18 protein-coding genes and 2 pseudogenes are annotated in these 22,120 nt (G+C 39.6%); 13 read left to right on the forward strand and 7 right to left on the reverse strand.

Translation table 11 applies throughout. From position 1 onward, the window contains the following. Window positions 1–37 precede the first annotated feature (37 nt). A complete protein-coding gene (locus tag CWC17_RS06645; RefSeq protein ID WP_249929285.1) occupies window positions 38–469 on the forward strand; it encodes a DUF6795 domain-containing protein in 432 nt (143 codons plus the stop codon). 23 nt (window positions 470–492) lie between these two features. Next, on the forward strand, window positions 493–1,659 hold the full coding sequence (locus CWC17_RS06650) for a lipase family protein (RefSeq protein ID WP_138542097.1): 1,167 nt from the start codon (window positions 493–495) through the stop codon (window positions 1,657–1,659). A gap of 14 nt (window positions 1,660–1,673) precedes the next feature. Here the strand turns inward: CWC17_RS06650 and soxR are convergent, their stop codons facing one another. After that, window positions 1,674–2,135: a redox-sensitive transcriptional activator SoxR gene (soxR, locus tag CWC17_RS06655; protein ID WP_138542098.1), complete on the reverse strand. Its 462-nt coding sequence runs from the start codon at window positions 2,133–2,135 to the stop codon at window positions 1,674–1,676. 77 nt (window positions 2,136–2,212) lie between these two features. Here soxR and CWC17_RS06660 point away from each other — a divergent pair, with 77 nt between their 5' ends. From CWC17_RS06660 to CWC17_RS06680, 5 genes and pseudogenes are all read left to right on the forward strand, one after another. Beyond that, entirely contained in the window at window positions 2,213–2,686 is a 474-nt protein-coding gene (locus CWC17_RS06660; protein WP_138542099.1) for a flavodoxin family protein, read from the forward strand. 65 nt (window positions 2,687–2,751) lie between these two features. Next, window positions 2,752–3,263: pseudogene (locus tag CWC17_RS19775) on the forward strand (DsrE family protein). Beyond that, window positions 3,263–3,886, forward strand: a complete 624-nt coding sequence (locus CWC17_RS06670; protein ID WP_249935900.1) for a GDSL-type esterase/lipase family protein — start codon at window positions 3,263–3,265, stop codon at window positions 3,884–3,886. The pseudogene CWC17_RS19775 and the gene CWC17_RS06670 overlap by 1 nt, the downstream one beginning before the upstream one ends. A 131-nt stretch (window positions 3,887–4,017) precedes the next feature. Next, a complete protein-coding gene (locus CWC17_RS06675; protein WP_138612412.1) occupies window positions 4,018–5,568 on the forward strand; it encodes an EAL domain-containing protein in 1,551 nt (516 codons plus the stop codon). A gap of 58 nt (window positions 5,569–5,626) precedes the next feature. Next, window positions 5,627–6,148, forward strand: coding sequence for a hypothetical protein (locus CWC17_RS06680; protein ID WP_138612413.1), 522 nt, complete (start codon window positions 5,627–5,629; stop codon window positions 6,146–6,148). Between the two features lie 33 nt (window positions 6,149–6,181). On the opposite strand, the gene CWC17_RS06685 is transcribed toward CWC17_RS06680, so the two are convergent. Then, window positions 6,182–8,431: a TonB-dependent receptor gene (locus CWC17_RS06685; RefSeq protein WP_138612414.1), complete on the reverse strand. Its 2,250-nt coding sequence runs from the start codon at window positions 8,429–8,431 to the stop codon at window positions 6,182–6,184. 277 nt (window positions 8,432–8,708) lie between these two features. Here CWC17_RS06685 and CWC17_RS06690 point away from each other — a divergent pair. The 4 genes and pseudogenes from CWC17_RS06690 to CWC17_RS06705 form a co-directional block, all read left to right on the forward strand. Beyond that, a pseudogene (locus tag CWC17_RS06690) lies at window positions 8,709–9,719 on the forward strand (LacI family DNA-binding transcriptional regulator); the annotation flags it as partial. Between the two features lie 165 nt (window positions 9,720–9,884). Continuing rightward, the gene (locus tag CWC17_RS06695) at window positions 9,885–11,123 is read left to right on the forward strand and encodes an MFS transporter (protein WP_055020051.1); all 1,239 of its coding nucleotides are present in this window, start codon (window positions 9,885–9,887) and stop codon (window positions 11,121–11,123) included. A 16-nt stretch (window positions 11,124–11,139) separates the two neighbouring features. Further along, window positions 11,140–12,642 (forward strand): alpha,alpha-trehalase TreF, encoded by a 1,503-nt coding sequence (gene treF / locus CWC17_RS06700; protein WP_138612415.1) that lies wholly within the window; start codon window positions 11,140–11,142, stop codon window positions 12,640–12,642. Between the two features lie 172 nt (window positions 12,643–12,814). Further along, on the forward strand, window positions 12,815–13,504 hold the full coding sequence (locus tag CWC17_RS06705; RefSeq protein WP_138612416.1) for a response regulator transcription factor: 690 nt from the start codon (window positions 12,815–12,817) through the stop codon (window positions 13,502–13,504). 90 nt (window positions 13,505–13,594) lie between these two features. Here CWC17_RS06705 and CWC17_RS06710 read toward each other — a convergent pair whose 3' ends face one another. From CWC17_RS06710 to CWC17_RS06725, 4 genes are read right to left on the reverse strand one after another with little or no spacing between them, the layout of a single operon-like run. Beyond that, window positions 13,595–14,368: a CsgG/HfaB family protein gene (locus CWC17_RS06710; RefSeq protein WP_055018304.1), complete on the reverse strand. Its 774-nt coding sequence runs from the start codon at window positions 14,366–14,368 to the stop codon at window positions 13,595–13,597. Continuing rightward, window positions 14,368–14,793, reverse strand: coding sequence for a curli assembly protein CsgF (locus CWC17_RS06715; RefSeq protein ID WP_055018303.1), 426 nt, complete (start codon window positions 14,791–14,793; stop codon window positions 14,368–14,370). Before CWC17_RS06715 ends, CWC17_RS06710 begins: the two co-directional genes overlap by 1 nt. Then, window positions 14,783–15,181 carry a curli production assembly/transport protein CsgE gene (locus CWC17_RS06720; RefSeq protein WP_055018302.1) on the reverse strand — a complete coding sequence of 133 codons (399 nt, stop codon included), beginning with the start codon at window positions 15,179–15,181 and terminating at the stop codon, window positions 14,783–14,785. Before CWC17_RS06720 ends, CWC17_RS06715 begins: the two co-directional genes overlap by 11 nt. A 37-nt stretch (window positions 15,182–15,218) precedes the next feature. Continuing rightward, the gene (locus CWC17_RS06725; RefSeq protein WP_138612417.1) at window positions 15,219–16,721 is read right to left on the reverse strand and encodes a curlin; all 1,503 of its coding nucleotides are present in this window, start codon (window positions 16,719–16,721) and stop codon (window positions 15,219–15,221) included. 574 nt (window positions 16,722–17,295) lie between these two features. Here CWC17_RS06725 and CWC17_RS06730 point away from each other — a divergent pair. Continuing rightward, complete coding sequence (locus CWC17_RS06730) at window positions 17,296–19,797, forward strand: S8 family serine peptidase (protein ID WP_138612418.1); 2,502 nt, start codon at window positions 17,296–17,298, stop codon at window positions 19,795–19,797. Between the two features lie 385 nt (window positions 19,798–20,182). Here the strand turns inward: CWC17_RS06730 and CWC17_RS06735 are convergent, their stop codons facing one another. Next, window positions 20,183–20,734, reverse strand: coding sequence for a glutathione peroxidase (locus CWC17_RS06735; protein WP_138612419.1), 552 nt, complete (start codon window positions 20,732–20,734; stop codon window positions 20,183–20,185). A gap of 121 nt (window positions 20,735–20,855) precedes the next feature. On the opposite strand from CWC17_RS06735, the gene CWC17_RS06740 reads away from it, so the two are divergent. Next, a complete protein-coding gene (locus CWC17_RS06740) occupies window positions 20,856–21,737 on the forward strand; it encodes an NAD(P)-dependent oxidoreductase (RefSeq protein ID WP_138612420.1) in 882 nt (293 codons plus the stop codon). The last annotated feature ends 383 nt before the right edge of the window (window positions 21,738–22,120 follow it).

Below are 22,120 nucleotides of genomic sequence, written 5' to 3' on the forward strand. Positions count from 1 at the left end.
CGTTGTTTTTTTTACTACATCACAGGCTTGTGCAGATATGTTTGGCTTTTTTAATAAACAAGAATTTTATTTATCGGCTCCAGTAAAGGGGCAGTTATTAGATAATGGGCAGCCAGTTGCAAACACTAAAGTAATGCGCTCACTTACCTATGGCGATGAATACGTTGACGATACCACAACAGATGAACAGGGTTATTTTACCTTCACAGAAAAAACAATAAAAACAGGTAAGCCCGCTAATATGTTTGATAACGACTCGTTAGTTCAACATATTTATTTAGAAAACGGTACGCCAGAAGGGATTGTTTTATGGTACACACTTATTTCAATTCATGAAGAAAGTGACACACTTAAAGAGCTTCTTGCACACTTAGAGTGTGATATTGGCCAAGAGCCACAAACTTACGATATTCCAATTAAAGAAGATACAAGCCACACTTTTGCGATATACACATCATGTAAACTTTAACTATTAATTTAAAGGGAACTTATATGAATACTTTGACACCCACTCAAGCCGTACAATTAGCAAACCTTGCATATAAAGCAAAAAGTATTAAAACTACTAATTTACTCAATCGCACACTTCATGCCTCTTTGCGCGACAATTTTAATTTCTCAGTTAACCCTGGCGCAGTACAAGGCGTAACGGGTAGTTTTTTCTCTCACTTATTTAACTTAAGTACGGGATTTGCCTTAGTAGGGCATGGGCTTGGCGCGTATCAGGGCGATTCGGTTATTACTATTCGCGGTACTAACTCACTAAGGGATGGATTAACTGATGGGCACTTTGGTGTGAGTGGTGGGTCAAATGGCAGTATGGTTCATGCTGGTTTTAATAAGACTTTTTATAGTATGAAGCCTGCGCTGCAAGAGTTTATAGCAGCGAATATTCAAGATAAAGTAACGGGGTGCGTTCATTTAGTTGGTCATAGCTTAGGAGGTGCGTTAGCGACGCTTTCTGCTGATTGGATTAAAGCTGAGTATTCACTTCCTGTAAAATTATATACGTTTGGTTCGCCACGTGTTGGGCTTGAAAACTTTTCTCGCGCTGCAACATCAAGAATTGATAAAATTTACCGCTGTACACATGGGGCAGACCCAGTGGCTAAAGTGCCTTTATGGCCTTTTTCCCATGCTCCGCATAATGGCCAAGAAATACGTTTAGATAGTGGACAAGGTTTAAAAGGTGCTGCTCATACTCTTGCTGGCACGCCAGGCTATTTAAACACTGCCAATAGCAATAATTGGAACAACTTAACTATACAAGCTAATCACTTTTTAAACATGCCTGTGCGTTTAAAATTTGAAGACAGAAATCAAGCCTCATTTACCTCACATTGGGCAGATAAACTAGGTGCGGCATTAATTACTCTTTTAAAAGATGCGGGCTATTACAGCGCAGTTGCTGCCCAAGCAGCCATTGGAACCGGGCTCACTTTTTACGATATGTTGGCGCGAACGCTTGATAAAATAGCTAAAGCGTCAGCCTCGTTTGCAACACAAACATTAGGTTTACTAGGGCATATGTTGGTGTTTGCAGGCAAAGTAATCAGTAAAGCGGTAGAGCTGACTTATAGCTTTATAAAATCGGTATTCGATTCTACCCTAGGGGCTTTATATAGAGCAGCAAAAGAAGGATTAAGTGGCTTAGATTAACCTTAACTTAGGCCTCAATCTCGCTCTAACAAAATAGCACCACTTTGGTTTTCGCCTAAGTGGTCGTTTTTGTTATAAATAGGGCATTTGCTCATTGATAAGCACCCACAACCAATACAGCCATCAACGCGGTCGCGCAAACGCTGCATATACGCTATGCGCTCATCTAGCTGTGCTTGCCACTGCTTTGAAAGGGCTGCCCAGTCTTTTTGTGTGGGGGTGCGCTGCTCAGGTAATGTGGCTAGGGTGAGTTTAATTTCATCAAGCGTTATTCCCATTGCTTGTGCAGCTTTAATTACCGCTATTCGGCGTAGTACGTCTTTTTTGTAGCGGCGTTGATTACCGCTATTGCGCCAACTACGTATTAGCCCTTTTGTTTCGTAAAAGTGCAGGGTTGATACTTTTACGCCGCTGCGCTTGGCGACATAACCCACGGTTAGGTTGGCCTCTGTTAGTTTTTTTTGATCTGTTTGCATTATTTTAAATTTCCATTTGACCTCAATATAACTTGAGGTTTTAAGCTTCTTTCAACATTAAAAAAGGAGCTAACTAAATGCAACAAAAACTTGAGCGCAGGGCTGTTATTATTTATTCAAGCGCACGTAAAAATGGTAATACACAGGCGCACGTTAACAGCTTTGCTGAGCAAAATAACGTGCGGGTAATATGTTTAGATGATTATAAAATAGCGCCGTACTGCTATAACAAAAACTATAAAAACGATGACTTTTACACTGTATTCGAAGCACTTTTAACGTATGACCATTGGGTGTTTGCCTCACCCGTTTATTGGTACAGCACCACAGTACAAATGAAATTATTTATTGATAGAATAACCGACTACATGGACGATGAAGCATTAAAACCAAAGTTACGAACGCTGCGTAGTAAGTATTTTTCTGTGCTTTCTAATGCGTCATCAAGTGAAGCGCCGGCGTGTTTTATAGAGCAGTTTAAAAACACCTTTAGCTATTTAGGCATGCAGTTTATTAACCACAGCCATAAAAGTACCCAAAAGGTTGCTTAAATTGCAGCCTTTTTTGGTTGTCTCTGGTAGTTTAGTAATACGCTTAAAAAACACAGGATTGTTTTATGAAATATTTACTAGGGTTAGTGCTGCTTTTTAGCCCGTTTATTAATGCTAATGAGCAACCAATTAACGGGTTTGGTAATTATTATGATGTACCGAGCATGACAAAATTAATGACGCTACAGTATTTAAAATAGCATTTGATGTTGCTGATGGCGCTAAAAAAGGTAAGCAAAATAATGCAATAAATTCGCTAGCGCGTTTTATTAACATGCACGTAGCGCATGGTGTAAAGCCTGAAAACATTCAACTTGCATTAGTTGTGCATGGTAGCGCAAGTGTGGACGTGTTAGCTAATAGCGAATATAAAAAACGCTTTAACGCTGATAATAAAAATCAAGCGTTAATAGAGCAGCTACTAACTAACAATACTAAAGTGTATGTGTGTGGACAATCGGCTACTCATTTTAAAGTAACGCCTGAACTGCTCATGGATGGCGTAAACATGTCTCTTTCTGCTATGACTGCTCATGCTCAATTACAACAACAAGGCTATACACTTAATCCATTTTGATGACACAAATAACAAAAAACATACTCTGCTTTGGCGATTCGAATACGTGGGGTTTAAACCCCGAAACAGGTAAACGCTACGATGAAAATACCCGCTGGACAATGCTTTTAAATCAGCAGCTTGGCTCTGAATATAAGGTAATTGAGGCGGGGCAGCCAAATCGTACTTTGGTAAATAACCCGCCATTTTCAGGCAACCTAAACGGTATTAGCTATTTAAAGCCCTACCTAGAGCAGTATGAGGTGAGTACGATTGTTATTGCGCTGGGCACCAACGACTTAAAAAAACGTTTTAACTTAGCGCCTGTAAATATTGCAAGCGGCTTAGCAAGCCTTATTACCTCTATTAAACACTTTTATGCCGATGGCAAGTTACCCAATATAGTGTTAATCGGCCCTTTATTTATTAACCCTCAGCACGCTTTAGGCAATGTTTATTTCAATTGTCATCAAAAATTACAGCCCTTAAACGCCCACTTTAAACGTATAGCACAAGAGCATGTGCTTAATTACGTTGATATATCACACCTTAACGCCCCTTTTGGGTGCGATGGTATACATTTAAATTACCAAGGCCATAAGCAGCTTTGCGAGCGGCTAAATCGCGTAATTTCTAAATTATAGTTATAGTTTAAACAAATCAATAAATTAAAGCGCAAGGGGCTTTAATTATTTTACAAGCTTAATTGCTTTTATGCTCAGGTATGCAATTATTATGGCACCTGAATCACTCACTGCTTATTTTAAAAGGCGTTATGAAACAATATCAACGTAGGTCGTTAATTGCTGCAGTAAGCGGTATCGTCGTTTTTGCGGTATGTGCTAGCACATTACTTTATTTTGCTGCACAAAAGCTTGGTAGGCAGTTAGCGCGCGATTCAAATTATATTGTTAAACATATAGATGCGGCCGTGAATGAGCGAAGTAAAATTTTATCACATTTAAATAGCCTAAGTGCTGATAGCTGTAATAGTGATAACCTTATTGAAATGCGTCGCGCTTTATTTGATGCACAGTACGTGATAGACATTGGTTTTTTTAAAAATGATGAACTTTTGTGTACAACTGGAGCAGGCAAATTAGCCAAAACTATCCCAGATAACCCGCCCGACTATATCCGAGCTGACTCTAACGACAATAAGCCTGTAAGAGTAAGGTACGAGCCGCAATTATATCTGCTTTTGTTCAGTGACCGAGCAATGGAGGTCATTATAGTTAGGCAAGGGAACTATAATTTAATTATTGATAGCCGTGCCTTTAACGATAAAGTGATTGTGTCTACTCAGTGGGAAGTGCTTTACAAAAACAGCGATAACATATTTCATTTAGGTGGCGTTGAAGGTACTTACAAGCAAGTCAAAACGAATGCCTTTTTAGCTTATGAGTCAGTTATAAAATGCAGCACCCACAATCCAGGATACTGCGCGGCCGTGCAACTGCCTTGGAGTCAATTTTTTGCTAATAATCAATTTTTATTAATTATTTCGCTTATTCTTATATCGTTAGCGGGTGTATCGAGCGGGTTGTTGATTGATTATAGCTTAGCGGCTAGGCGGTCGACAGTGACGCGCGTTCGCAAGGGATTGAAAAAAGGCTCATTTTATTGGACTTACCAACCTATTATTTGTTTGCACACTGGTAACGTTGTTGGCTGTGAGGCATTGGCTCGCTTTGAAGACAAATACGGGGTTTTGTTCCCTGATCAATTTATTCCTATTATCCGAAAAACAAATTTAACGTGGCGCTTTACCCAAGCCATGATTGAAAAAGTACTTTGCGAACTCACAACCGTTGAGGCATTACCGCGCCATTTTAAAGTGTCTATTAATATTTTTCCGTGCGATGTTGAAACAGGCAATATTGCACTTTTAAAAGATATACCGGCACTCACTGATTCGCGGTTTATTATTTGCTTAGAAATAACAGAAGATGAATATTTAGACTCAACCGTTGCCCATACTCATTTTAAAAATTTGGTTGAGGCGGGTTTTAATTTATCGATAGATGATTTTGGTACGGGTTATTCTAACTTAAAAAATCTACAAAATTTGAGCTTCCATCAACTTAAAATTGACCGCACCTTTGTACAAGATATAGCAACAGAAGGCTTAAAGGCATCAATGATCCCCAATATTATGGCCTTGGTGCGTAAATTTAACTACACCTGTGTGGCAGAAGGCATAGAGACCAATGAACAAGAAGCCATACTAAAACAAGCGGGCGTACACTACGGCCAAGGCTGGAAATATGCCAAGCCCATGGCACTTCGAGAGTTTAAAGCGTATTTAAAATTACAGACGGTTTAAACGTGTTTTACTTCATACACGTATCAGTATGTTATTTATAACAGTGTAAGGTTTTAAAATGATCAAAATAATAGCCAGCGGATTGATGGTGTTAATGCTTAGTGCGTGCTCAGCCCAATACCCAAATCAGAAAATTACCGGTAAGCAGTTTCCTACCATTAGCGGCCAAAGCCTAGATGAGAAAAGCGTAACCATACCTAGTGATTTTAAAGCCGATAAAACCTTGTTACTCATTGGCTATAAACAAGATAGCCAATTTGACATAGATCGTTGGTTAATTGGCTTAGACATGACAGGGGTTACATTATCCACTTACGAACTGCCTACCATAGCAGGTATGGCCCCGCGTATGTTTAGTACATTTATAGACAGCGGTATGCGCAAGGGTATACCTAAAGAGCTTTGGGGCGGGGTAATCACTATTTATGAAGATGGCGAAGCTGTGCAAAAATTTACAGGTAATAATAACCCTAATAATACACGCGTTATTTTAATAGACAGTAAAGGTAAAATTTTACATTTTTACGACAGGGGTTTTTCGGTAGAAGCGCTTAATAACCTTAAAGAAAAAATTAAATAAAGGGAGCTAAGCTCCCTTTATCATTAAGTGTATTTAAAACGCATAACTTACACTAAAGCGCGTAGTACGTGGCATGATATAGCGGCCATTTGGGGCATCGGCATTACGCGGGTCGCCCTCTGTTATACCTTGCTCATCTGTTAAGTTATCAATGGCCAGTTGTAGTTTTATGCCTTCCATAGGTTCTAAAATTAAACCTAAGTCTACTTTTTCGTAGCCATCAAGAGTCACCGTGTTTTCGTTGTTACCAAAGCGATTATCAACAGCCGACAGTGTGCCATATAATGTGGCATACATACCTTGTAGCTCAAAGTCGTAGCTAGGTGTGATACGCACTTGCCATTTTGGTTGACGTTGAGACTCATTCCCTTCATTGGTAGGGCTTTGGGTTATTTCAGTTTCTTGTAATGTGGTATTTAAATTAACCGAAAAACCCGACTGATGATTAAAGTTATAATCCAGCTCAACACCGTACGCTTCGTTTGTTAAAATTTCTGCAGGTACACCTGGGCGGCGTACAAATGTATCGCCTTTTACTTCATTAACAAACAAAGTGGCGTAAAAGTCTGTAGAGTCAGAAATTAGCTTGTAACCAAATTCGCCTTGGGTTACTTCTTTAATTAGCTTTTCGCCGCTTTCATAAGCGCTAAAGTTATCTCTAAAGTCATCAAAGTAAGGCATTTTATAACCACGGTTTACACGTGCAAATACACCCATGTCATCGTTTATTGAATAATTTATACCCGTAGTCCATGATGTTTTACTTTCATCATAGTTAACTGCTTTGGTAATAATGCCATCAAGGCCTTCATCAACACTGTATTCTACTTCATGGCTTTCGTGGCGCACGCCGGCATCTAAGGTAAAGTCTTCAGCAAATTTGTATTGAGCTGTTACATAAAATGCATGGGTGCGCGCATCACCTGTTGAGCTTATATCGTAGTTAAAATCACAGCCATCAGTACTTTGATTACATTCAATGCCAGTTAGCGACTCGCCACCTGCTTCTAATACGTGGTAAGCCGTATTACCTAAGCTCCACCAATCGTTTGCAGATGTAGTAGCTGTGTAGTAACCAAAAGTGGCTGATAAATCATCAAATTGCTTTGAAAAAGCTAAATCGTTAGTAAATGAGCTAATTTCTTTAAGTACAACCCAACGGCCAAGTTGTTGTATTGGGGTATCGCTTGTGTACTCAGTATTACTTACTGCGCCAAACGCGGTTTGGCCATTATCGGCAACTGCGCTAACCGTGGTTGCCGAGCCACTTGGCACTAACCCGTATGTATTGGCATCTCCTTTAGTTATATTAAATCGGTCAGAAAGTTGCCAGCCATTATCAAGCTCTAGCTTAATGCTACCGCCTGTAACATGGCCATCCCAACCTCGGCCATCACCTAAGTCTATATCGTGTGATTGTGCGTCAGGGCCTGTGAATATAGTGGCTTGGCGGTTTAACGTACCAAGTTGCGTATACTCTGCGTCAATCCCTTCTATATTAAGAGGGGTAGGTAAGTACCATGCACCATGGTCATCTGTTTGGCGGGTATAAAAGTTAAGCTCGCCGTTATCTAAATCTTTAGTAATATTAATGGTAAATTGGCTGCCTTTCTCAGAGGTAAAGCCTGCATCACGGATACCCGGTGAGCTTTTTACGTATCCGCCAACCATAAAGTATAAATCGTCAGTAATTTCACCACTAATAACAGCATCTACACGTTGTAAGTCGTAATCTGATGTGGTGTATTTAAATAAGCCTTCGGTGTCTTCACTGCCACGTTTTAGCCTAAAGTTAGTTGTTAAACCGGGTTGGCCGTTTGATAAAACAGGGTTTGGTCCGCCCCGTAAAGCTTCCATAGTTTCAATGGTTTCATCAATTCTAAATAGTGAGGAATTTTCTAAAAACGATAATGTAGGAGCTGGGTAAACAGGTGACCCTTCAATGCTTAAGGTTAAAAATGGCGCGTCACCACCGCCAGGAAAACCACGTACAAATACATTAGCGCCCGATTCACCCCCTGAGCTTTCAACCCAAACACCGGGTACTGCTTTAAACAGGTCGGCAGTGCTTTTTGGTGAAAGCTTAATAATTTGTTGGCTATCGATATTTGTAACAGCGTAGCCTGCATCAATTTTTCTGATGCCAACGCCTGTAGGTGTGCCCGAAACAACAATACGCTCAACCTTAGTTTCTGCTGCTTGCTCTTGTGCAAAGGTGCTGTGAGAGCCCAAGGCTAAAGTTATAGCGCACGCTAATGTACTTTTTGCTTTATTGAATGTCATGTGTGATCCCGTTTTTAGTGTGTTAAACAGTGTGTTTTTTACTGCCTGCACATAACGTTTTTATGTAAACAGGCTGTATATGGTGAAACCATAAAGATTAATGCAAACGTTTGCAATATTTATTTGTAAATTATTTATGAATTTAATTGTGTGAATATTGAGCGCAATACTCGAGGTATGGTTTTTTTAGCCAGTGAGGCAAGCCAGAGAAAATTAATAATGCTATATTGTCAGTCAGTTACACTAAACATTAGTTAATACAACGCGGCTTAGGGTTTTCATGGATAACAAAAAAATAAAATTAGCTGATCTAGCAAAGCTGGCAGGGGTATCTACCTCTACGGTTTCGCGTGCATTAAATGATAACCCTTTAATAAAACAAGAAACACGCGATAAATTAAAACAACTTGCCAAAGAGCATAATTTTAGTTTAAACACCGCTGCAAGCCGCTTACGCACTCAAAAAACAAATGTTGTTGCTGTTATCATTAACTTAGATGAACAAACCGAACAATCGATTAGCGATCCGTTCTTACTTAAAGTGGTTAGCGAAATTAACCTTGCACTTAATCAACAAGGTTTAGAGCTTTTATTGTCTAATTCAATAATGGCACAGCATGATTGGGCCAATTATTTTATTAATGGCCGAAGGGCCGATGGCATTATTGTCGTTGGGCAAGGTAAAGATCAGCGTAATATAGAGGCGGCTGCTAAAGCGGGGATCCCTTTGGTTGTGTGGGGAGATCCTAAAACCCCCAGTAATTACCCTATTGTAGGCAGTGATAACTACCTAGGTGGAATGCAAGCCACTGCACACTTAATCGAGCACGGTGCAAAAAATATTTTATTTTTAGGCGACCCAGAACACGGCGAAATTAGCGAAAGACACCGTGGCTATGCGGCTGCGCTATCTACACATAAACTAGAGCAACACGTTGTTTCTATTGATATTACTAGTAGCTCAGCGTATCAAGAAATTAATAGTCTTTTACGCGAAAAAGGGCTCTACTTTGATGCAATTATGGCCTGTAGCGACATGGTTGCCTTAGGTGCAATGAAGGCATTAAAAGAGCGCTATGTCAGTATTCCTAACGATGTTGCATTGGTTGGTTTTGACGATATAGCAATGGCAGATATTAGCCATCCCTCGCTTTCAACAATTAAACAAAATACACAAATAGCGGCTGAACTTTTAGTTAAAAAGCTTATTCAACAATTTATGGGTGAAAAAGTTGAATCTCAAGTTATTGATATAGAGCTAATAACTCGCCAATCGAGTAAGCGCTGAAGTATGACTAATAGAAATTAATTTAAAAAACTTAAAATGCAAACGATTGCATTGATTTTTATTCTACACTAAACTCAATGTTCACTGACACAAACACACACGCTAATTACCTAAAGGTGTTAGCTTTAATTGTTATGGCGTACTGCGCTATAAGTAAGGCAAGCTATGAGTAAAACAAAAATTACACTCGCAATTGCTGCAAGCTATTTTATTTTCGCAATATTATTAAATAGCGTAGGAACAGTCATTTTGCAGGCAATAAATACACTGGGCGTTAGCAAAACTGAGGCGTCTGTTTTAGAAGGGTTTAAAGACTTATCAATTGCGATAATGTCTTTTGCAGTTGCTTCGTTCATTCCTAGATTAGGTTATAAGCTCGCAATGCTAGGCGCTTTAGCTGTTGTTGCATTAGCGTGCTTAAGCACTGCAATGATTAGCGAATTTTATATGTTTAAACTGCTATTTGCAGTGATAGGCTGTGGTTTTGCGGTAGTCAAGGTATCTGTTTATTCAATTATTGGCCAAGTAACCGACGATGCTAATAGCCATTCGTCGTTATTAAACACCATAGAGGGTATTTTTATGGTGGGTGTGTTAAGCGGCTATTGGATTTTTACTGCATTTATAAACCCCGGCGAGCCTAGTGCGTGGCTAAATGTATATTACGCGTTGGCTGCACTTACTTTAGTTGTGATTTTAAGCGTTATAGCTGCACCTATAAAACCTGCGCTACAAAGCAACAAAAGCAGTTCGAGCTTAAGTGACTTTATCGCTATGCTTAAGTTAACGTATCAGCCCCTGGTACTTATTTTTATTATAAGTGCATTTTTATACGTCCTAATTGAACAAGGGGTAGGTACTTGGCTGCCCACTTTTAATAACCAAGTTTTGCAATTGCCTGTGGCTATAAGTATTCAGTTAGCGAGTATTTTTGCAGCGGCGTTAGCGCTTGGTCGTTTAGTTGCGGGGCAGGTGCTTAAGCACATCAATTGGTTTTTTGTGCTGTGTGGATGCTTAGTCGCTATGGCATTACTTATTATTATAACGTTACCCCTAACTGAAAACCTACCTAATACAGCAATTACTCGTTTATTTGACGCACCGCTGGCCGCCTTTGTTTTGCCCCTTATTGGTTTTTTTATGGCGCCAATTTATCCAGTGTTAAATTCGGTAATGCTTAGTGCTTTAGAAAAGCACCAACATGCAGCTATGACAGGGTTAATTGTTGTGTTTTCAGCACTTGGAGGCACAACTGGTTCAATGATCACAGGTTATGTATTTGAGCATTTTAGCGGTCAGTACGCATTTTACTTCTCGTTAATACCTATTAGCTTAATTTTTATAAGCGTGATTATTTTTAAACAGCGCACCCGCGCCATTTCTCAGCACGTTGCCCGCATATAATTGATTTAGGATTGTTATGAATTTTTTTGAAAGCCAGTTATTTAAAGATGTACAGACCCAACATATTTTTGATGACTGTAAAACATTTGCAGATGCAACCGCACGAACCAGCTGGCAAAGTGCATGTAAACACTATGAGCAAGTAGCACCGCTTAACCATGCTCAATTAAAAGAGTTTGTAAATGAGCACTTTATTACAACGCCCTTACTACGTATGCAAAGTGAGCCAGATACTTCAAGCGTTAAACACTACATCAACTCTTTATGGCATGGTTTGAGGCGGGAGGCTGATAAACCTAAAGCCGACTCTTTATTAGCATTAAAGCATAGCTACATTGTGCCAGGTGGGCGTTTTCAGGAGATATACTACTGGGATAGCTACTTTACAGCGCTTGGCTTAATAGATGCTAATAAACACGAGATTGTAGAAGATATGCTACAAAACTTTATCGACCTTATAAATGATTATGGGTGCATTCCAAATGGCAACCGCAGTTACTATTTATCGCGTTCGCAGCCACCTATTTTAGCCCTAATGGTTGAATTGCTATGGCAGCACGAACACAGTAAATCCAATAATGTGGCATGGCTTGAAAGGTGTGTTATTGCGCTTCAAAAAGAGTATGCGTTTTGGATGCAAGGTGCAGAAGAGCTTACTAACGAGAAACCGGCACTAAGGCGAGTTGTAAAAATGCCATGCGGCGGCAAGCTAAATCGTTATTGGGATGATGAGGCAACTCCTAGGGCTGAATCTCTTAGAGAAGATCTAGTCCTCGCAGCGGGTTTAGCTGACCATAGAAAGCCTGACTTTTATAGGCATATACGTGCAGCGTGTGAATCAGGCTGGGACTTTAGTTCCCGCTGGCTAGCTGAGCCTAATTCACTTAGCTCTATACAAACGACCGATATACTACCCATTGATCTTAATTGTTTACTTTACAACCTAGAAAAACAGCTTAGTAAGTTTAATAAGCTGCTAGGTAATAGCCAACAAGCCGATTTGTTTAGCGACTACGCAACAGCTCGCCGCTCACTGATTAATAAATACATGTGGAGTGAGCAAGCTCACTTTTTTGTTGATTATAATCATTGCAAAGCGAGTCAATCCAAGGTGTTAAGCGCTGCTGCAAGTACTGCATTATTTTTTAACTTAGCGTCTGAGCAACAAGCTCAACATGTAGCCGAGCGACTAAGCCAAGACTTTTTAAAGGCCGGTGGCATAGTTACTACCGTTACCTCTACATCACAGCAATGGGATAGTCCTAATGGGTGGGCGCCGCTGCAGTGGTTTGCCGTCAAAGGACTTAATAATTACGGTTTTAGCAGTATCAGTAAGCGTATAATGCAAAACTGGTTAACGATGGTAGAAAACGATTTTTCACTTAATCATTGCCTACTTGAAAAATACAATGTGTGTATGCCGCAATTAAAGGCAGGGGGAGGGGAATACGTTGTTCAGCAGGGCTTTGGTTGGACTAACGGGGTTACTTCACGCTTTTATACGTTATGTGAGGACTGATCAGAGCAGTGTGTTATATGAAAAAACAATCACTTTATTAAGCTAACTTATTGTAAATATTGGTTTAATATAATTAATGCGTATCTTTTCTTTGTGGTAATAATACCAAAATCGCATTGAAAGTTGTTTATAAATTCGGTAATGTGGAATAAACGTTTCAAGGAAGAAATTTATGCTACAGCCACACTCCGTTTTTATAAAAACTACGTTTCAATCTTCTTTTCACTGCGAAAGCTACACGACCATATTAAAAACCATGCAAGCCATTTTTGGTGATATAAAAATGGATGACGCTATCCCTAAAAATGAGCAAAGGGAGAGGTTTGATTTATTTTTAATAGATGGCGCTAAAAATAACTGGTTAGATTTACTACCTGCTGATTTAATTTGCTTAGCTAAAAAGCACAAAGTGGTGTTATTTAATGTAGAGCCCAGTGCAGTATGTGAAAAAAACTTATTGCTCAATCATTTTAATGGCGTGTTTTATAAATCAGATGCGCCAGAAGATATATTTAAAGGGCTTGTAAGAATAACGTCTGGTGAATTGTGGTTTACGCGCAAAGTTATATCTAAAGCATTTTCAGATATTCTTTCTGTGGCCTCTTCGTTTAATAGCTTACAAGAAGATATAACCCTAAAAAAAGGGGATTATGCGCATCTTACTAAGCGCGAAAAATCGGTTATTCACTTAATTGCCCAAGGGGCAAGCAATAATGCCATTGCTGATAAGCTTAATATAAGTGATCACACCGTTAAAACACATTTGTACAGTGCCTTTAAAAAAACCAATTCGCGCAACCGTGTAGAATTGGCAAATTGGGCTCAGCGTTATATATCGGTTTTATTACCTATGGCTAAGTAGTTAAACCGATTTAATATTTTTAGTTTAGGTTTAAGCAAAAAGTGTTTTATATAAAAAGGCTACATCATGTAGCCTTTTTAGTCTTTAAATTTAGGCTGCTTTTTTGGCCCATAACCCTCTATCAATGCCTTTTGTAATTAAGTCTGTGAGTGCTTTTTCAATAGCTTGGGTCACACATATACTCATTGGCTCATTATCACTAAAGCCCGCCTCGGCTTCAGCCAGTCGTTTGTAACTTACATACCTAAAAAAGCCTGCACGCATTTCTTGGCTTAGCACTTTTTTGCTGGTGGCAACGCTCAATAGAACTTGGCCGGTGCGAACATCAACTGCACGTAAATAGATAGAGATGGCATCTTCTCGGTAAAGCTCTGAAGCCCCAATACCAAAATATTCCATGCCTAAACCGCCCGTTTTTACGTTGGTATCGTAGCTAATAATACCGCCTTCTAAAATTATTTTAGCGGTGGTTAGCGGCGGTAAATCTGGTTGGTTAGGATTGTCAGATTTACCAGCTCGAATAATTTTTCGCTCGGTTAAAATATTCTGTAAGCCTTCGCGTTCAACCGGCGTAAACCAATCAGATTCGTGCAAAGCTTGCACTAAAATAGAGTTAGCACCTTGTGTAACCGCTGTTGAAAACGAGCTTACATTAGTTTGTGGCTTATATTGGCCTGTTTGGTCTCTAAACGAATACACAGACACAGGGATACTGCCTACGGGTTTAGGTAAGTTTTTTAAATCACTAAATATTTCTGTTGGTTCAAGTGTTGTAGCAACTTGTTGTGAAGGCGGAATTAAATTACTCATGCCAGCACAACCGGTTAAGCTTAAAAGCGTTAGTGTTATTATTAGTTTATGCATTATCCGAACCTCGGTACTTCAATGATCACCACTGAGTCATCTAATATATTGGTTATTTTTACAGTTATAGTATCTGTTGTGCTGGTTATTACTTCTATTTGATAGTCTCCACTCATAAATATTGAGTCTTGATCAAAAATACTGTTTTCAACATCTTCCCCAAATGCCATATCAGTAATTTCACGTACCATTTGGTTTAAGTAAGTGCGCTCGAGCGTTTCCTGAAACTGCTCTGCATAGCCTTTTTCAACAGTTGGGGCTTTGTGCTTGTTTTGCGCTTGTGCTTTACTAAGCAGCATTGTGGCATTGAGTGGGTTACCACCAAAGCTTGGGTTGATTGGGGTATAAATTATTTCAGTTGCCGAGGCTGAAAAACTAAGTGTTGTTATTATTATAAGTGCTATTTTTTTCATTTTACCATCCATTTACTGCCATGTCGGGTGACGATGTAGTCATATTTGAGCGTGCCATCGCTTCTATTACAGTGTAAACAGCTTGCTCAACGCGTTCGTCGAGGGGCGCTAATCTACGTCCTAAATAGGTTACATATACGAGTTCATTATTCATAATTAGCGAAAGCTTTGTGCCCGCTTTTGGTATTACCGTTTCTTTTATTTCTATATTAAAACCGGCAGTGGAGGGGAGGTCTCGCCAGTAATTCGAAAATTCGTAATAAAATTGATGGCCAAAACGGCTAATGCTTCTATCAAGTAGTAAGCCATCTATTTCCAGTTCTTGCTCGGCAGCACTGAGCGAAGAAAAAAGAAGTAAAAAGCTAAGTAGGAAGTAACGTAAGTGAATATTTATTTTCATAATAAAATGGGGAGGGCTAATCTCCCCACCTCAATAATTACATTTGTGTAATTGTTGCAGTGTTGCCATCACCAATTTGTGTAACAGATACCGTGCTGTCGTAGCCAATAACTGAACCTTCCACAAGGTTGTCGTTACCTACCTGAGTGACTGTAAATGACACGTTTTCACCGCCCACTAAAAAGGCTGATTGACCAACGCCACCTACCCAGTTACCTTCACCTTCTTGTGAAATATCAATACTATGGCTACTGCCTTCAACCATCATATCAACTAGGTTTAACATACCATCTTGCGCAATATCGATTTGGTTATCGTTGCTATCTAAAATACCCGCAAGTGTTACAACCGCTTCGTTTTGAGTACCCGTTTGTGAAATATCAATATCGTTATCGTTTGATGTAAGCGATACATCAGGATACGACGATTGCACCAGCATGGTATTTTCATCACCAGATTGAACTAAATCAACATCGTTACCTGTGCCGTTAAAATTAGCAAGGTGAACCGAGTTTAAGTCGCCAACTTGAGTGGTTGAAAACTCATTATCAGAGCCAATTACACCCATGTAAGATTCGTTCAAGTCACCGCTTTGGAGTGAAGTTAGCTCATTATTGTCACCAATTAAATCGGCTGTCATTAAGTTTTCAGCACCATTTTGCGTTGCTGTTACTTCGTTGTTTGCACCTTCAAATAAGTTTGACTCAATAGTATTAAGCGAACCTTCTTGATCTAAATCTATTTGGTTATCATCACCTACAACAGCTGCAAACGTTACTGCATTTGTTAAGCCATCTTGCTCAACGTCAATCTCATTAGCATCACCAGAGATATCGCTAAATGTTACAGCATTTCGGTCGCCGCTTTGCTCAACATCAAGCTCGTTTTCATTACCTTGTAAGCTACTTACTTTAAAGGTATTCCAAAAGCCATCTTGTTCTAGACTTAAAGTGTTTTCGTCGCCAGTAAGCATAGTGATTTCTGCTTCATGCCATTCACCCTCTTGCAAAGCGCTAATTTCATTTGCATTACCTTGCATATCCATGTTGTAGAACCAGTGGCCGCCGTTGCCTTGCTCTACATCAATAAGGTTGTCATCACCAGTTACAATGTTAATCGCTTCGTTATTTACAAAAAAGCCTTGGCCAAATTGACTAACAAATAACATGTTGTTGTTACCTGTTACCTCGGAGATAAAGCCATTAGCAACGCCATCTTGCGAGTACACCTGTATATTGTTATCGCCAGTTGTGGTTACTTCGGCGTAATTACCAAATTGGTTTTGTACAACTTCAGTTTCATTATTGTTACCTGTAGTAATAACAACCATGGTGTTGCTGTCACCCTCTTGATAAAGAAGTGCGTTATTTTCATTTGAAGTCTGACTTAGGGTTAAGCTGTTTTCTAAGTTCTCAGTAGAAACTTGTGTACTTAGCTGTGAGCTTGATATTGATTTATTTTGTGTATCTGCATGTGAAGCAAAGCTAGTACCCACTGCTAATGCAACAGCGCAGCTTAAAAGTGTTTTATTCAACTTCATTATTTATTCTCCTTGAAATAGTAAAATCAAATACCTTAAGTGTTATAAATTTTAATAAGATATTTTCGCTCAGCATGCCGTGCTGAAATAATGGTGTGATCCACTCTTTAATTTGATTTTGTAAATCGTTTGTTATTACAAATAAAGGAATTTAATCCTGTCATCTTTATTAAACATAATGCGAATAAACTTTTTTGTAAGAACACCTTCACTGTATTCCTCCTGACAATAGACTTAAATCATCTTTTTTTACCAATTTTATTTTTGTTAAATTTCATGGTTTTATAAAGAAGTATTCATATAGGAACAAAAAAAGAAAGGAAAACTAGTAAAAATGTTTGGTCCTTAAAAAGGTAAAAACGCGATGAGTTATTTCATAAAAATGGCTGTGTTGCATGTTTTTTTGTTAATCAGTCTGGTTAAAAATGTTGATTTTTAGTTGTTTGTTATTTTTTGGCTTGTGTAAATTCATATTTCTTAGTCTTCTAGTTCTATGCCACGTGATCCTCTTGTATTTGAAGTTGTAAGTAAACTTACTTAGTACCACTAAGTTAAACTAACTATGGATAGAACAATGAAAACAAAATTATCTATTATCACTCTTGCTTTACTTCCTTGCTTAGCTGCTGCAAAACTACCTGATGCAGGTGTTAAACAGCCTGTTGTAGCAAGTAGCGATGCCTTAATTGTTAAATACAAAAAAAATGCATCCGCACAAATGCGTAAACAAGCCCGCTCGTTAGTGAAAGCAAAAATTTCAGATGTAAACGCAGATGAAATTGATGATAACTATAAGTCTTTACTTTCTGGGCGTTTAGCTAAGTTTAAAATTTCAGGCATGAGTACTAAAGAAGCAATCGCTCGATTAAAATCACATCAAGCTATTGAATACGTTGAGCCTGATTATCAAGTAAGTATTGCAGCTACCCCTGATGACCCACGTTTTGACGAGTTATGGGGCTTGAATAACGATGGTCAAACAGGGGGTACTGCCGATGCTGATATTGATGCAGTAGAAGCGTGGGATATTTCGACGGGTAGCCGCGATGTTGTAGTAGGTATAATTGATACAGGTATTGACTATAGTCACAGTGATTTAGCGAGCAATATGTGGGTAAATAGCAGTGAAATACCAGGAGATGGAATCGATAATGACGGTAACGGCTTTGTAGATGACGTGCACGGTATTAATGCAATTACCAACAGTGGTGACCCTATGGATGATGAAGGCCATGGTACTCACGTATCTGGCACCATTGGCGCAAGCGGTAATAATGCAACAGGTGTTGTGGGCGTTAACCACGAAGTATCACTTGTAGGTTGTAAGTTTTTAGATGCTGCAGGTAGTGGTTCAACATCAGACGCTATTAAGTGTATTGACTACATGGTAGGACTTAAAAATGCCGGTGTTAACTTACGCGTATTAAATAATAGCTGGGGCGGTGGTGGTTATAGCCAAGCTCTAGCAGATGCAATTGCATCAAGCGAAGCGGCCGATTTACTGTTTGTAGCCGCAGCGGGTAACGACACAATAGATAACGATGTTAACCCTCATTATCCTTCTAACTACGAAAACGCAAGTGTATTATCGGTTGCAAGTACGGATCAAACCGATAATATTTCATGGTTCTCACATTATGGTTTAACAAGCGTTGATATGGGCGCCCCTGGTAGTGCTATTTTATCGACCACACCAGGTGAGAGCTACGCATCTTATTCTGGCACATCAATGGCGACGCCTCATGTTGCAGGTGCTGCCGCGTTAGTGTTATCTATTAACCCAGAACTAAACACGCAAGAGCTTAAAGAGTTACTAATGAGCTCTGGTGATGCAAATGCGGCACTACAAGGTGTAACGGTGGCAGGTACTCGTCTTAATGTGAATCAAGCACTTATTGATGCAGACCCTACACCTGGCTTTAAAATTTCAGCCAATCCACTTACGCAACAAATTGTAGCGGGACAAGCTACAAATTACACATTTACTATTGGTTCAATTGCCGAGTGGGATGAGGAAGTAACACTTGAACTATCATCAGCATTAGGTGGTGCTTATTTGTCGGCTAGCACGGCGCGCCCTGGTGATGATGTAATGCTTAACGTTGAAACTGACACTGATACACAGTGGGGTGAATACGAGCTAACAGTGACTGCAACAGCGGGTGACATTGTTAAAGAGCAATCAGTTAAGTTAATGGTTCAACCTGTTGGCTTAAACGACTTTACTTACAGCAGTAACGCAAGTGTTGATATTCCTGATAACTCGCCAGTGGGCGCTGTGTCAGTAATTAATGTACCTGATGATTTAACTGTATTTGGTACAACCGCTAATGTTGATATTACGCACACTTACTCAGGCGACTTAGTGGTTAAGTTAGTATCAGCACAAGGTACACAGGTAACACTACAAAGCAATGTAGGCGGCTCAAACGACGACATAGTAAGAAGCTTTACGTCTGAGTCTTTTAACGGTGAAGTGGCAACAGGTGATTGGACGCTACACGTAGAAGATACCGCAGCAGCTGATACAGGTACAATTAATACTTGGTCTCTTACATTAAGCGCTATTGGCGAAGTTAGCCCACAACCACCGCGTGCGGGCTTTGATGTAGAAACACAAGGCTTAACCGTTAACTTTACAGATACAAGTACGGATGCAAATAACGATATTACACAGTGGAGTTGGGATTTTGGTGATGGTGCAACATCATCAGATCAAAACCCAATGCATGTATATGCAGCATCAGGTAATTACGATGTTGAACTAACGGTAACAGACAGTGAAGGCAACACTAATACTTCAACTCAAACGGTTGTTGTAAGTGATGTAGAGCTTGAGCTTACACTTAAGCGCGCTAATAAATCTCGCCTTGATACCATGCGTGTAGATTTAAGCTGGGAGCGTGTGGGCGCTGAGTCGTTAAGCGTATACCGTAACGGTGAGCTGGTTGATACCACATCAGACAACGGCCGTTACCGTGATTATGTACGTGGTGCTACATTACCATCGTACGATTACCAATTATGTGTAACTGAAAATGTATGTTCTAACATCATTACAGTGTCATTTAATTAACTACTCCTAAAGTGACCTTAAGCCCAGCACTGCTGGGCTTTTTTTGTTTTACGATAAATCTTATAAGCGCTTAGAGTTTAGTTTGAACGGCTCACATCTAGGCTTTTTTATACCAAACCGCATAATTAAGTGATCTATTTTGAGGATGGATAAACGTGTTGATAGCAAGGCAAAAAATTCGCTATTTAGTTGTTCTCGGCAATTGCTCCTGCATTGCTCTACCTTCTGCATTCATGTAGTCGTAAATGAGAGTTTTTTAACGCAGATAGCAACACGTTTAGCCCCAAAAATAATTAAGTATTATTGTGCATTGGTATTATACATAACCTTAAACTAGTTTAATAAAGCATGCTTGAGTAACCACCGGTTTATTGATTTAGAATAATTAAGCACCTTTTAATGCATTAAAGTTGGGTATTATTTTAGCGTTATTTAAATTATTAGCGCTCACCGCGCTAGGTAAGTTTGCCTCAATGACCTGTTTAAGTGTTTCGGGCTTGGTGCGTGGAGCGTAACGTGCAACCAGCTGCCCATCACAATTAATTAAAAATTTAGTAAAGTTCCACTTTACGGCGCGGTTTTGTGAAATACCACGTGTGTGCGCTTTTAAATAATTAAAAAGCGGGTGCGCTTCAGGTCCGTTGACCATCACTTTTCCAAACACCTCAAACGAGACATTAAATTGCGCTTGGTAAAAGTCTTTAATGGCTAAATTATCAAGCGGTTCATTTTGACCAAATTGATTGCACGGAAACGCCAATGTTGTAAATCCGCTTTTTTTGTATTCTTGATAAAGTTTTTCAAGAGCACTTAACTGCATAGAAAAGTTACACTTACTGGCTGTATTTACAATAAGTATGGTTTTACCTTTTAATTGGCTAAGGGGGAAACTTTCACTGTTATAAAGTGGTGCGTTAAATTGATAAATGCTATCCATAGGTTACCTACTTAATTTCCAGTTTGTGGAAATTTTATAAAGACTTTCATTCGCTTTTTCACCATCCGATTGACATAATCGGGGCCTAGTTTCTAAGTTATCAGTAAAATAAGGCACTTTTATGTCAATCAATGTTGCATTTATAGGTTTAGGGGTAATGGGTTACCCTATGGCAGGGCATTTAGCAAAATCTGGCTTTAATGTGTGTGTATATAACCGTACTACAGCTAAGGCTCAAATGTGGACAGAACAATACACAGGTTGCTTTGCGCCCACTCCACGTGAAGCGGTAAGTGAAGCCGATATAGTGTTTATGTGTGTTGGGAACGATAACGATTTACGCTCTGTAGTATATGGCGACGACGGTGTTTTAGCCGGCATGTTACCACACACTGTATTAGTTGATCATACAACAACCTCAGCTGAAGTAGCGCGTGAAGTAGCAGCAAAAGCAGCCTTGAAAAATATCGATTTTATAGACGCACCCGTATCAGGCGGGCAAGCTGGTGCTGAAAACGGCGTGCTTACAGTTATGGCAGGCGGAAACGAAGCTGTTTTTACTAAAGTGCAACCCGTAATGGCATCCTATAGCCGTTTTAGCCAGTTATTAGGCGATGTGGGCGCAGGGCAGTTATGTAAAATGGTTAATCAAATTTGTATTGCCGGCGTAGTGCAAGGCCTATCAGAAGGCCTACATTTTGCCAAGCAAGCAGGCCTTGATGGTGAAAAAGTAATTGAAACCATTTCAAAAGGGGCTGCGGGGTCGTGGCAAATGGAAAACCGCTACAAAACAATGTGGGCAGGAGAGTACGAGTTTGGTTTTGCGGTAGATTGGATGCGTAAAGATTTAGGTATCGCGCTTGATGAAGCTAAAAACAACGGTGCGACGTTACCGATGACCGCAACGGTTGATCAGTACTACGCTGATGTACAAGCACTTGGTGGCGGCCGATACGATACATCAAGCTTACTTGCACGAATAGAAGCGCTGCATAAAAAATAACGTCTACATTGAGTCTATCAATGTAAACGCGAAGCTTGCTTGCGTGATGAGCAAAGCCCGTAAAGTGATTTATTCACAAAGAGGATAAGAGGCGCTGCGCTTTAGAGGAATAGATAGTTCTAAAAAGGTTTATGTTTTTATGTCTTCTCATTTACTCCTCATTCGCTTCTCTTTGTGAGTAGTGTTTTATTTAAGCATTTAAAAGCTGCGCTTTTCACGTGAGCAAGCTCTTCGTCTACCGCTAAGGGTAGATATGGGTTTTACTTGTAGACACCAAGCTTGCTTGCGTGACGGGCAAAGCCCGTAGAATGATTAATTCACAAAGAGGGTAAGAGGCGCTGCGCTTTTAGAGGAAGAGATTTATTAAAAACGATTAATGGCTT

The organism is Pseudoalteromonas sp. S3785, from assembly GCF_005887365.1.
Taxonomy (GTDB): Bacteria; Pseudomonadota; Gammaproteobacteria; order Enterobacterales; family Alteromonadaceae; genus Pseudoalteromonas.